Annotated in this window: 10 protein-coding genes; 6 read left to right on the top strand and 4 right to left on the bottom strand. The window is 60.2% G+C overall.

Going from position 1 to position 12,885, the window contains the following annotated elements:
• Positions 1 to 82 precede the first annotated feature (82 nt).
• On the bottom strand, positions 83 to 229 hold the full coding sequence (locus tag RM533_RS12665; protein WP_311341595.1) for a hypothetical protein: 147 nt from the start codon (positions 227 to 229) through the stop codon (positions 83 to 85).
• Here RM533_RS12665 and RM533_RS12670 point away from each other — a divergent pair.
• On the top strand, positions 228 to 1,928 hold the full coding sequence (locus tag RM533_RS12670; protein ID WP_311341596.1) for a CHASE domain-containing protein: 1,701 nt from the start codon (positions 228 to 230) through the stop codon (positions 1,926 to 1,928). The two genes, RM533_RS12665 and RM533_RS12670, sit on opposite strands and share 2 nt — an antisense overlap.
• 136 nt (positions 1,929 to 2,064) lie before the next feature.
• On the opposite strand, the gene RM533_RS12675 is transcribed toward RM533_RS12670, so the two are convergent.
• Positions 2,065 to 2,862, bottom strand: a complete 798-nt coding sequence (locus RM533_RS12675) for a response regulator (protein WP_311341597.1) — start codon at positions 2,860 to 2,862, stop codon at positions 2,065 to 2,067.
• A gap of 502 nt (positions 2,863 to 3,364) precedes the next feature.
• Positions 3,365 to 4,375: a zinc transporter ZntB gene (locus RM533_RS12680; protein WP_311341598.1), complete on the bottom strand. Its 1,011-nt coding sequence runs from the start codon at positions 4,373 to 4,375 to the stop codon at positions 3,365 to 3,367.
• A 121-nt stretch (positions 4,376 to 4,496) separates the two neighbouring features.
• Here RM533_RS12680 and ispG point away from each other — a divergent pair, with 121 nt between their 5' ends.
• Together ispG and RM533_RS12690 are read left to right on the top strand one after the other, a co-directional pair.
• Entirely contained in the window at positions 4,497 to 5,642 is a 1,146-nt protein-coding gene (ispG, locus tag RM533_RS12685; protein WP_311341599.1) for a flavodoxin-dependent (E)-4-hydroxy-3-methylbut-2-enyl-diphosphate synthase, read from the top strand.
• Positions 5,643 to 5,725: 83 nt separating this feature from the next.
• Positions 5,726 to 6,463: a murein L,D-transpeptidase catalytic domain-containing protein gene (locus tag RM533_RS12690; RefSeq protein ID WP_311341600.1), complete on the top strand. Its 738-nt coding sequence runs from the start codon at positions 5,726 to 5,728 to the stop codon at positions 6,461 to 6,463.
• 195 nt (positions 6,464 to 6,658) lie between these two features.
• Here RM533_RS12690 and RM533_RS12695 read toward each other — a convergent pair whose 3' ends face one another.
• A complete protein-coding gene (locus RM533_RS12695) occupies positions 6,659 to 8,170 on the bottom strand; it encodes a L,D-transpeptidase family protein (RefSeq protein WP_311341601.1) in 1,512 nt (503 codons plus the stop codon).
• Between the two features lie 293 nt (positions 8,171 to 8,463).
• Here RM533_RS12695 and acnA point away from each other — a divergent pair, with 293 nt between their 5' ends.
• The 3 genes from acnA (at position 8,464) to RM533_RS12710 (ending at position 12,869) form a co-directional block, all read left to right on the top strand.
• Positions 8,464 to 11,139, top strand: a complete 2,676-nt coding sequence (acnA, locus tag RM533_RS12700; protein ID WP_311341602.1) for an aconitate hydratase AcnA — start codon at positions 8,464 to 8,466, stop codon at positions 11,137 to 11,139.
• 223 nt (positions 11,140 to 11,362) lie between these two features.
• Entirely contained in the window at positions 11,363 to 12,415 is a 1,053-nt protein-coding gene (locus RM533_RS12705; protein WP_311341603.1) for a sulfotransferase family protein, read from the top strand.
• A 169-nt stretch (positions 12,416 to 12,584) separates the two neighbouring features.
• Positions 12,585 to 12,869 carry a PqqD family protein gene (locus tag RM533_RS12710; RefSeq protein WP_311341604.1) on the top strand — a complete coding sequence of 95 codons (285 nt, stop codon included), beginning with the start codon at positions 12,585 to 12,587 and terminating at the stop codon, positions 12,867 to 12,869.
• Positions 12,870 to 12,885 lie beyond the last annotated feature (16 nt).

The raw sequence follows: 12,885 nt of genomic DNA on the forward strand, positions 1-12,885 counted from the left end.
CGGCGGCTGAAGCAGCGTTATTCTTCGCGGCTGCAGAGCTTTGGTCAACGCCGCACATCCACCCAGAAACATATATACCAGTTTAGAAAGATACTTGCAGCATCATGGAGGAGCGTCCCATCGACAAGGCTTCGGCATCATCTGCACCGTCGCCTTCGGTCCCGGCACCAAGATCCATAGCCACGCCGCCCGGATCTGCGCCCCCGGTATCCGCTGCTTTGACATCCATGCGGGAGCCTCCGCAGATTGGCGGTGCGCTGCGCTGGTTCGCACAATATCCCCGGGCGCTCCCCATCGCTATTTTTCTCGCGATCATCGCCGTGACAGCTCTTGGCGTATGGGCAATAGAACACACCGAGGCGCAAACCCGACGCACCAGTCTGGAGCAGAAAACAATTGCTGCAGCGGCCGCTCTTGAACGCCGCGCCAACGCCCATTCGGCATATCTGCGTGCTGGCGCGGCGCTGTTTTCCATGCAGGATGAAGTCAAGGCACAGCTGTTCCAGGCTTTCATCGGGCAGTTGCGGCTGGACGCCAATTTTCGCGGAGCGGAAGGAATTGGCTGGGCGGAACGAACCGACGTAACTGATATTCCCGAGCTGGAAGCCAGAATGAGCGCTGACGATTTTGGCGAATTTTCAGTGTATCCGCCACCCCGCGACGATCATGCCTATGCCGTTCCCATAATCACGCTGCAGCCGATGACCGAGCGCAACCGTCGTGCGATTGGCTACAACATGTTTTCGGAACAAAAACGCCGGTACGCCATGCTGGAGGCTGAACAGAGCGCGCGGCCTACCGCCACTGGACGCGTTTCGCTGGTTCAGGAAACGGCCGGAAGCGACGAGGCAGGCTTTCTCATCTACATGCCCGTATTCAGGCAAAAGGGCAGCCGCGACACGCGCTTTCTCAAGGGTTTCGTGTTCAGCCCGTTCAATGCCCGGGATTTTCTCACATCCGCTCTGGATGGCGAAGTGTCAAATGGTGCAGCGATCCGGCTTTACGATCAGGCCGTTGCACCCCAGAACCTGCTCGCTGCGCTGACTTCGCGCGCAGCGCCGGGCGCAGCGATCACGGACGAGGCGGTCACCCGCACAATCAACGTGGCCAATCGGCAGTGGATCCTCGAGGTACAGCCGCTGCGCGCCAGGGGGTTGAGCCCATTGGCCGCCATGGTCCTGCTGGCCGGACTTATCGTCGCTTCTCTGGCGCTGGCGATTGCATCCTTGCTGACGCGTCAGGCAGCAGAAGCGCGCCGGGCCATCATCTGGCTTGAAGAGCAGGCCGCTATCCGCACGCTGCTCACCCGCGAGCTGAACCATCGGGTCAAGAACACGCTGGCCAATGTTCTGTCCATCATCTCCCTCACCCGGCGGCGTGCCGAAACCATCGAAGATTACGCCCGTTCACTGGACGGACGCATAAGAGCACTCTCTGCGACGCATGATTTGCTGACCCAGTCCGAATGGGGCGCCACTCCCGTGCGTGCCGTGCTGGAAGTTGAGATGGCACCTTATGCCATGCAGCATGGCTCCCATCTTGACCTTGCCGGGCCGGATGTCGATCTTGCCCCCAACGATGCCTTGTCGCTGGGGCTTGCGGTTCACGAACTTGCTACCAATGCCGCAAAATACGGAGCGCTCAGCGTCAATTCCGGCAAGGTTTACGTGCACTGGGATCTTGTGTCGCACGATCTTGTGCGGATCCGCTGGCGCGAAGAAGGCGGGCCACCCGTTGTGCAGGAACGGCGACGTGGGTTTGGCACTGATCTCATCGAAAAGATCGTTGCACATGAATTGCGTAATCCGGTGGACCTGGTGTTCGAGCCGGCCGGAGTGCGCTGCACCATGCTGATCCCGGTCAGGAGGCCCAGCGAATTTGCCATGCGGGCACGCACGACAAACAAGACCGACCGGAAGATCCGCTAAGCAGGTTTGTAAAACCGGTGAAAATTTATGTCAGCGGCGATCGCTTACCGGGACGGGATTAACAAGCATAACCCCGTCCCTTGCCCTGTAGACCTGCGGTCAGCTCGTCACCCGAGCCACATCATATGCACTCAAGTCAGGACATCGGCCGGCTTGTTCCAAAGAACAGCGCCTGGCTGATTGCGGCGCGAACCGTTGATTCCTGAAATGGTTTGGTAACAAGATACGTTGGCTCCGGCCGATCGCCGGTAAGGAGTCGCTCGGGATAGGCAGTGATGAAAATCACCGGCACCGAATCGATCGCCAGAATGTCTTCCACCGCATCAAGCCCCGAACTGCCGTCCGCAAGCTGGATATCGGCGAGCACCAGCCCCGGCATCTCGCCCGCAATGATTTCCTGCGCCTGCGTCCGCGTCGCGGCGGTGCCGTTGATATCGTGACCGAGCGAGCGGACCAGGTCTTCAAGCTGCATCGAGATGAGCGGCTCATCCTCGATGATGAGCACCCGCGTCGACTGTTCGCGATCGATTTCTGCCACTGCTTCCTGCACCAGATTTTCGACCTCGGCGACAGGCAGATCCATCACTTCGCTGGCCTGTTCCACCGAAAAATCTTCAAGCGTGGTCAGAAGCAATGCCTGCCGGTTGAGCGGCGTTACACGCGACAGGCGATTGCGGGCCGCTGCCTCATGTTCGCCGACGCTGTCATCCTGATCGCTGACATCGAGATAGGCGCTGGACCAGATCTTGTTGAAAGCGCGATACAAAGGCACCCGGCCGCCGTCGCCCAGGCTGTCTTTCAGCTCCTGGTCGGCAAGAATTGCCTCAAGCGTGGCACGCACGAAAGTGTCGCCGGTGGTCTGTGACCCGGACAAGGCACGGGCATAACGACGAAGAAATGGAAGATTGGCGGCAACCTTGGCCCCGAGAGACATGCAAACCCTTCCTTGATGTAAGACGCCGCAAGAACGCAGGCGCACAATGATCGTTCCTGATGATGGTGCCTGTTTGTCTGGTCCGACGCAAGTCACAGCGTTAAACCGGATGATGGCACGAGGTGTAGGCAAGCCGCCCGACAGGCAGGCTCCGGGTCCACGGCCCACACCTGATGCACTGATCCGCGCCAGGTTTGGCAGCGGCTCAGGCTTCCGCCAACCTGTAAAAAGAAGCAAAGGACCCTTGCGGCTGAAATAAAGCGGAATTCTAGTCTTTTTGGCAGGAACCGTTGCCAAGGGTGCGCATTATGATGGTGTCGCTGCCGTGACCCCCCTCCCGTCCAAACGGCAGACGACATGATCCCGAAGGCCTTTGCTCCTCCACCGAGGTGCAAAGGCCTTTTTTTGACATGATCTTGGAGATGATCGCTGTCGGCTACCAGCAGGCGTGGCAGGCGTAGGTCCTTGCCGCACTTGCAGCAATCTGGTCGGACCGGTCGCCTTATCCCAGCCAGTGCCAGCGCCAGAACAAGAGCAGTTGCGCCGACAGAATTGCTGCACACAAGCCACAGACGATCCAGAATGCGTCGGCATCGCCAGCGCCCGGCACGCCGCCAACATTGATCCCCAGAAGACCAGTGACAAAGCTCAGCGGCAGGAAGATAGCCGCCACGATGGTCAGCAGATAGCTGGTGCGGTTTGATCGTGCCGCTGCGCGAGCGCGGATGTCGTCCTGGAGCACGATCGCACTTTCTTTCGATATATCGATATCGTCCAGATATCGGCGCAGGCGATCAACCGATTCTGCGATTTCGCGTCGGTCATGATCCTCGAACCAGGCTGGCGCATCGCGGCTGATCCGCTCCAGGGCTTCGTGCTGCGGGCTCATGTGCCGCTTCAAAGCAAGACAATTGCGGCGGATTTTCGCGATTTGGGCGAGCATCGCTCCAGCGTCATCTTCGGGATCTGCCTGTTCCAGCAAGTCGATATGATCGTTCATGTCAATGATCGAATGGTTCATCCGGGCGATCATGTGTTCGGTGATCGAGGTGATGAGAGCGCCGGCATCAACCGGTCCGTTACCGGCGTCGATATCCTGCAAGGTGTTGCGTGGCGTCTGCAAGGGTTCGCGGCGGAGAGTCACCAGCCGGCGCCCGTCGGACCATAATTGCAGCGCGATCATGTCCTCGGGCTCTGCGCCAGGATTGAAGTTGATGCCGCGCAGGACTGCGACCAAGGCATTTCCCTCCCGGAATGCGCGTGGTCTGGTGTCATTGCTGGTCAGCAATTCAGCTGTCGGTTCCTGGATCAGCAATTCATCCTGAAGCCAGCAGGCAAGCCCCGGCATGCTGCGGCAAAGATGCAGCCAGAGCATCTCGCCAGCTTGGCCGGGACGCCAGTCATTTGCGGCAGTCCAGTCCACTGCCCTGCCGCCGCCCTGACCATCGAGCACGCGGCCGAACAGCAAGGCTTGCGAGGAAGCGGCGCCGCGTTCCGGACAGGTGGCAGACATGAGCAGATCCCTTGGCTTGAGAAAACAGGCGGATGTGTGTGCAGGCCCAGGCTGTGCGTCGCTTCTGGCGATTGCAAAAGGCCCTTTGCCGCATTGGCGAAGGGCGTGTATAGGAGCAATCATGTCCACCATCAGACCCTGGCGCACGATCGAGCGCCGCAAGAGCCGGCAAATCATGGTTGGCAATACGCCTGTGGGCGGCGACGCGCCGATCACGGTGCAGACCATGACCAATACGCCTACGTCCGATGCAAAGGCAACGATCGACCAGATCCGCCGGTGCGAGGAAGCTGGCGCCGACATCATCCGCGTGTCCTGTCCCGACACGGACAGCACCGCAGCATTCCGGCAAATCGCGCGAGCAGCGCAGGTACCGCTCGTTGCTGACATTCATTTCCATTACAAGCGGGCTCTGGAAGCGGCGGACGCGGGCGCTGCGTGTCTGCGCATCAATCCTGGCAATATCGGCAGCACCGAACGCGTGAGCGAAGTCGTGCGTGCAGCTAGGGCGAACGGGTGTGCCATCAGGATCGGGGTCAATGGCGGATCTCTGGAAAAGCATCTGCTGGAAAAATATGGGGAGCCCTGCCCCGAAGCGCTGGTGGAAAGCGCGCTTGATCACATCAAGCTCTTGCAGGATCATGATTTTCACGAATTCAAGGTCGCGGTGAAAGCCAGCGATGTGTTTCTTGCTGTCGCAGCCTATCAGGCCTTGGCAGAAGCGGTGGACTGCCCGCTCCACCTTGGCATAACAGAGGCAGGCGGCCTCATTGGCGGCACAGTCAAATCCTCCATCGGCATGGGCAATCTGCTGTGGGCCGGCATCGGTGACACCGTGCGCGTATCCCTTTCGGCAGAGCCGGAGATGGAAGTGCGGGTAGGCTTTGAAATGCTGAAAGCGCTTGGCCTGCGGACACGCGGGGTGCGGGTTGTTTCCTGCCCGTCATGCGCGCGGCAGGGCTTTGACGTGATCCGCACGGTGCAGGCACTGGAGGAACGGTTGCAGCACATCAAGGTGCCGCTGTCGCTTTCCGTGCTCGGTTGTGTGGTGAACGGCCCGGGCGAGGCGCGCGAAACCGACATTGGCATCACGGGTGGCGGCAACAACAAGCACATGGTCTATCTGTCGGGGCTTACCGATCATCATGTCGAATCGCAGGACATGCTGGACCATGTCGTTGCGCTCGTCGAAGCAAAGGCGGCCGAAATTGAAGCAGACATGAGCGATGCTGGCAAATCGACGGCCATGCATGCCGCTGCGCAATGAGAAGCCAGGACGAACCGGCGCTCTGATCCGACAGAAGGCGGCATGGTTCATCGTTTTGTCAGCGCCACGCGGCTATGCGTGTAATGATGGTTGATCCTGCTGATGCTGTTTTGAAATCCGCTGCGTTCAAGCGCCGGTCTTTACTGAAGGTCGGCGTTGGCAGTGCCATGCTGCTTCCCGCTGTCGCAAGCCCTGCACGATTGTTCGCGCAGGTCTCGACGTCGAGTGCGCAGGAACGCGCCGTGCTCGCAGTGGCAAAGCAGCAGGTTGAGCGAAACACAGCGGTTCTCTGGAAGACCGATATTGCCGGCATAGCGGATTTCGGCCTTCATTCGGCTGTGCCGAGGTTTCATTTTGCAAACCTTGAAAACGGCACTGTGCGCAGCTTTCTTGTGGCGCATGGCAAGGGGTCCGATCCGGACCATGATGGCTGGCTCAACCATTATTCCAATGTTGAAGGGTCCAACGCGACCAGCCGCGGCGCCTACATCACTTATGAGTGGTATAGCGGAAAATACGGCACATCGATCCGGCTTGGCGGGCTCGACTCCACCAATGATGCAGCGCTGCGCCGGTATATCGTGATGCATTCCGCCTGGTATGCCGAGCCGTCGCATGTGGCCGAATATGGCAAGCTGGGCAGGTCGGACGGATGCTTTGCCATGGCACCAGATGATTTTCGTGAGGCGTTGTGGCACCTGTCTGGCGGACGTCTGCTGTTTGCCGACAGCCTGTCCGTGCCGCAGATGCCGGCGATGGAGCAGCAGGCCGGAGAACCCGCCGCTGGCCCTGCCGGGACAATGCCGCGCCCACCAGTCTGAGCCGCGCCAGCTTCGCTGCCACCTGGCTGACGTCACGAGCAAACCATACTGATAAAACGCTTGCGCAGCTTACTGGCTGGCTGTTGCCCTGTCCCTTCTTTTATAGGGCACAAGCCTATTTGGCACAGGCCCCTCCAGCAGGCGAACGCCGGTCAGGAGGGGCTGGTCAGAAGGGTTTGGGAAGATGGCAGACAATCAGGCACCCGGCGCCTCGATCGGGATCACAGCTTCTTCTGTCACGCGCTGCCCGGTTTTTGCAACGCGGGGCGCAGACAGGCTGGCCAGCACCGGCTCATCGCGCCCGTAGATATCGTTAAAACTGCGCATCTCGCCGTCGATGTCACGTGCCATGGTGAAATAGGTAATGTACACCGGCAGTTCCTTCTGAAGCGGTACCCTGGTGTATTCGCCGGAGGTTGAGATCGCGACCGCATCGTCCTTCTCAAGCCCGCCAACCGCCATTGCCAGGGTCATCGCCAGTTCCAGCGCCCGTTCGGTGCGGATGCAGCCATGGCTCAACGCCCGGTCATCCTGTCCAAAGAAATGCTTGGCCGGCGTATCATGCAAGAAAATCGCATGCTCGTTCGGCATGTCGAGCTTCATCAGACCCAACGAATTGTTTGCGCCGGGCTGCTGCACCACCATGGTCATACCCGATTCCGTCTTCCACGCCTTGTACCCTTGCGCTGCTGCATTGCGAGGGTTGCCAAGCAGCTTTGCGCCCAGACCTTCGCCGACCACAATGGATTGCGGCACGGTCCAGGTCGGGTTGAAGATCACCCCTTGCACGTTCTCGACGAGTTGCGGGGTCGCGGTGCGGCCGGGCTTTCCCACCACCGTCTTGTAGGAACGCACGATCTTGTCGTTCACCGTCAGGCGCAACTGGTATTCAGGCACATTGGTCAGCAGATAGCTGCGGCCCATGTCCTGCCCAAGCCAGCGCCAGCGATCCATGTTGGCAAGGATCTTGGCACGTTTTTCCTTCTGCGCCTTGGGTGTTTTGGCCAACATGTCGCGCAAGGCACGATAATCGGGATGCACCGGGTTGAGCGAGTTCAGCGCGCCGGCAATGTCGCCGGAAGCCAACGCTTCTTCAAGCAGCGGCTTGATCGGCAGGCGTTCGGCATCCGGGTCGCGAACGAACCACTGGCGGCGAGCAGGCATTTCTGTCCGTCCATCGCGCAGATCCTGCGCCACCCAGGTAAACAGGCGGGTCGCTGTATCGTTCAGCGCCGCCCGGTCGCCAGAGGCAATTGCCGCCTCGAGCATGATCGGCTGATAATCACGAGGGAACAGCCCTTCGGCATCGACTGTCCGGATGAAGGCGAGCAAGGCTTTTGCCGCTGCTTCGTCCCATTGGGGCGCCGTCTCGAAAAAATCGGTCGCGATATCCTGCACCACCGGCATGGCCTGCATTGCGGTTGATGGCGGCATCGGCTGACGCGTGACGGCTGACCCCTGCATCGCTCCCGATGCGTTGTGCCGCTGCACATCGGCAGACTGCACATCGGCAGACTGGGGCTCACCGGACTGGGGGTCAGCAGGCAGCAGGAGATCCCTTGGTGTGCCAGCCTGCGGGACACGCTCGGATGGGGCGCGTATGCCTTGTGCAAGAACAGGTGACGCCACGCAAATCGGCATCAGCGCAAGCACGCCTGTTGTCGCGACTGCAACAACCCGGCTGGACAACTGACCACGCACATTCATTCTGTTCTCCTGGAATTCGTCGACGCCGGTCTGTTCTGGTAGCTCTGAGATCCCGACCGCAACGTGGCCAGAATCGCTTGATAAGCGGCAAGGATTATAGCCATACGCAGCTTTCGCGACGATGAATTGCCGACGCAACGCCATATGCCTGTATCGGGCGGTCCTGCCAATCCCTTGACGTTTCGCCCAATCTTGCCCATCGCATTTGATGAACACCGCAGTTTGTATGCGCAAGGATCAAGAGTTGCGCACACGCGCGCCATGCACATTATGATCAAGGGACGACCAACGCCATGACCGCAGTCGGACAAGACACGCTCGGTACCCGCTCGACGATGACAGTGGGTGGACGCGAATTTGCCTATTATTCGCTGGCAAAAGCCGGAGAGAAACTGGGTGATGTATCGCGCCTGCCGTTTTCCATGAAGGTGTTGCTAGAAAACCTGCTTCGCTTCGAAGACGGCGGATTTACCATCGGAACCGACGACATCCAGGCGCTGGTCGATTGGCAGAAGAGCCCGGTAACCAGTCAGGAGATCCAGTATCGCCCGGCACGCGTGCTGATGCAGGACTTCACCGGCGTGCCCTGCGTTGTCGATCTTGCCGCGATGCGTGACGCAATCCTGACACTGGGCGGCGATACGTCCAAGATCAATCCGCTGGTTCCGGTCCATCTCGTCATCGACCACTCGGTGATGGTGGATGAATTTGGCCACCCGCGCGCGTTCGAACACAATGTGGAGATGGAATATCAGCGCAACGCCGAGCGTTATGATTTCTTGAAATGGGGCGCAAAAAGCCTCGATAATTTCAGTGCCGTGCCGCCGGGCACGGGCATCTGCCATCAGGTCAACCTTGAACACATCGGCAGAGGCGTGTGGACCAGCAAGGATGAAAGCGGCGCTACGGTCGCCTATCCCGACACGTGCGTCGGCACCGATTCGCACACCACCATGATCAACGGTCTTGGCGTATTGGGCTGGGGCGTTGGCGGCATCGAGGCCGAAGCCGCGATGCTGGGCCAGCCTGTCTCCATGCTGATCCCCGAAGTGGTCGGCTTCAAGCTGACCGGGCGCATGGCAGAAGGCATCACCGCCACCGATCTGGTGCTCACCTGTGTGCAGATGCTGCGGGCGAAGGGAGTCGTCGGCCGCTTTGTCGAGTTCTATGGCCCCGGCCTTTCCTCGCTGTCGCTGGCCGACCGGGCGACCATTGCCAATATGGCGCCCGAATATGGCGCGACCTGCGGCTTTTTCGGCATTGATGACAAGACGCTCGACTATCTGCGCCTGACCGGGCGTGAAGAGGACGAAATTGCGCTTGTCGAGGCCTACTGCAAGGAGCAGGGCTTGTGGGCCGATCCTGACCTGCCCGATCCGGTGTTCACCGACACGCTGTCGCTCGACATGGGCAGTGTCGTGCCCTCGCTTGCGGGGCCGAAACGTCCGCAGGACAAGGTTGCACTCGATCGGGTGGACGAACTGTTCAACAAGGATCTTGGCGCGGTTTACAACAAGACCGGCCCCGATCGTGTTGCCGTCGATGGCAAGGACCATGACATCGGCGACGGCGACGTCGTGATCGCCGCGATCACGTCGTGCACCAACACGTCCAACCCAAGCGTCATGGTTGCTGCCGGGCTGGTGGCGCGCAAGGCACATGAAAAGGGGCTTACCCCCAAGCCGTGGGTCAAGACCAGCCTTGCACCCGGGTCGCAGGTGGTAACAGATTACCTGAAAAAGGCAGGATTGCAGGACGATCTGGACGCCATCGGCTTTGATCTTGTCGGTTATGGCTGCACGACCTGCATCGGCAATTCGGGGCCGCTTGCCGAGCCGATCTCCGCTGCGATCAACGGCAATGACATTGTTGCCGCCTCGGTCCTTTCGGGCAACCGCAATTTCGAAGGCCGGGTATCGCCCGACGTGCGCGCCAATTTCCTCGCCAGCCCGCCGCTGGTCGTTGCCTATGCCTTGAAAGGCACGGTGACGCAGGACATCACCACGACGCCGATCGGCAAGGGCAAGATGGGCGAGGATGTGTTCCTGCGCGACATCTGGCCATCCAACCGCGAGGTCAGCGAATTGATGAACGCCTCCATCGACCGCAACATGTTCCAGGCGCGCTATGCCGATGTGTACAAGGGCGATGAGCACTGGCAGAAGATCGACGTGACGGGTTCGGACACCTACCCGTGGCGCAGTGGCTCGACCTATGTGCAGAACCCGCCCTATTTCGAGGGCATGAGCATGACGCCGGCGCCGATCGCCGACATTCATGATGCGCGGCCGCTCGCCATCCTTGGCGATTCCGTCACCACGGATCACATCTCGCCGGCCGGGTCGATCAAGGCCGACAGCCCGGCGGGCCGCTACCTGCTCGACCATCAGGTCGACCGGGCAGATTTCAACTCCTACGGGTCACGGCGCGGCAATCACGAGGTGATGATGCGCGGCACTTTTGCCAACATTCGCATCCGCAATGAAATGGTGCCGGGTGTCGAAGGCGGAGTCACTTCCTATCGCGGTAAAACCATGGCCATTTACGATGCTGCGATGAAGCACCGCGAAGACGGCACGCCGCTCGTCGTGGTCGCCGGCAAGGAATACGGCACCGGGTCATCGCGCGACTGGGCAGCGAAGGGCACCATCCTGCTGGGCGTTCGCGCAGTCATCGTTGAAAGCTTCGAGCGCATCCACCGGTCCAACCTGGTCGGCATGGGCGTCCTGCCGTTGCAGTTCAAGAACGGCGACACGCGCCTGTCTCTCGGCCTGACAGCGGAGGACAGCTTCACGATCAAGGGGCTTGATACGCTCACTCCGGGACAGGACGTTCTTGTCGAAGTGGCGCGTGCTTCCGGTGAGAAGATCAGCTTTGTCACGCAGTGCCGGATCGATACCGCCAATGAGATGGAATATTACCGCAACGGTGGCATCCTGCATTACGTGCTGCGCAAGCTCGCTGCCTGACAGATCGCCCGCGGTGTTGTGCCGCGGATGCTGAGGCAGCCAAGCTGATCGTGCAGAATCTAGTGAGGGAAACGGTCGCAACTGGCCGTTTCCCTCAAGCCGTTGAGTGCAGGCAACGACGATTGCTGCCGGCAATGATCGTCCTGTCGCTGTTCGCCTTGTCGGCAAGCCGGATCGTCGCCGCTTGATTGACGCAGGGTGCGGATTTCATAGGCACTTTTGCATGACGCACGACAGCCCCTCCCCCGATACTGCCAAATTCCCTGCCACGATTCCTGCCAATCAGGTCGAGCAGCCGTTCTTCATTGTCGGGCCGGGGCGTTCGGGCACGACCCTGCTGACCAGCACGCTCAACCGCCATTCGCGGCTGTGCGTCACCCCTGAAACGCATTTCCTGCATTATCGCAGGAGACATTTCGGCACCGCAGCGGCCCCGCCAGATTTTGAAAGCTTCTGGCAGGATTATACGCGCTGGCCGCGCTTCAAGGATCTCGATATTCCGGTCAGGCGGTGTCGCGACCGTATCCTGGCAAGCGGCGACACCAGCTTCGCCAATATCTTCAGCATCATCCTGGCCGTATTTGCCGAAAAGCAGGGCAAGCCGCGTGTCGGTGAAAAGACGCCGGGGCATACGCGATATCTTGATACCCTGGACCAATGGTTCGGCAGCCCCAAAGTGCTGTTCACCATTCGCGATCCGCGCGCGTCGGGCGCCTCGCAGCTGAAGACCGGCTATCGGCAGCCGGAACTTGACGGGAGGCCAGCGCTGCAAAGGATCGTGATGCTGGCGCGCGATGCGGCAGAATGGGTCGACATCTATGCGCGGCGCTGGGCCGATGCTGCAGAGCGGATGGACATGCGCATGGTCCGTTACGAAACGCTGGTCGCGGCACCGCAGGACGAGATGCAGGCGATCTGCATGTTCCTGGGCGAACCATATGAATCAGGGCTGGTAGCCCGATCACGCTGCGCCCCCTCCCCCGCCAGCACCTCCGGCGTTCAAGAGGGCAAGACGAGCTGGACCGAACGGCACCTGAGGAAGAGTCGGTCCGCCGTCACGACTGCCTCGGTGGACAAATGGCGCGGCGAGCTTAGCCGACTGGAGGTGGGACTGATCGAGGCGATTGCCGGTCCCACGATGCGGGCGCATGGCTACCGGCCCGAAGCGAACGCAGCGTTGCGGCAGCTTGGCCGCGCCATACTGGCCAGCGCCCGGCTGCTCCTCAAGGCAGACGATGCGGCAAAACGGGTGCGCCAGCGTCTGCTGAACGGCTGATCTGCCGCACTGCGACTTCTGCTTGCAACGGCGCGGCTGCAATCACGCCAGCCTTTTGTTTACAAGCGGTTGTATCACCCTGCTACACTCTGCAACGGCTGCCCACCGCCGCGATTGACGGCAGTTTGGTTGCTGGGTAGAGCAGATTGGCAAATACGGAGCAGAATTGGTGAGCATATTATCGGTAAGGACGAAAGTGACGGCCTGCGAAAACGTCGTCGCTTGCGAACTGTCTACCGGCAGCGCCCTGCTCAATCTCGATACCAGCCGGTATTTCCAGCTGAACGGCACGGCGAGTTTTCTTTGGGACAGCATTGGCGAAGGCAATTCCGTGCAGGGTCTGTGCGACGCGATGGCAGCCAATTACGCCGTGGAAGTTGATGATTGCTATGATGATGTCATTGCCCTTCTTGAAGCGTTCCGCAAAGCGAAGCTCATCACCATCGCCGATTGATCGGGTCCGCCGCATT

The sequence above is a fragment of the Croceicoccus esteveae genome, assembly GCF_031846435.1.
Lineage (GTDB): Bacteria > Pseudomonadota > Alphaproteobacteria > Sphingomonadales > Sphingomonadaceae > Croceicoccus > Croceicoccus esteveae.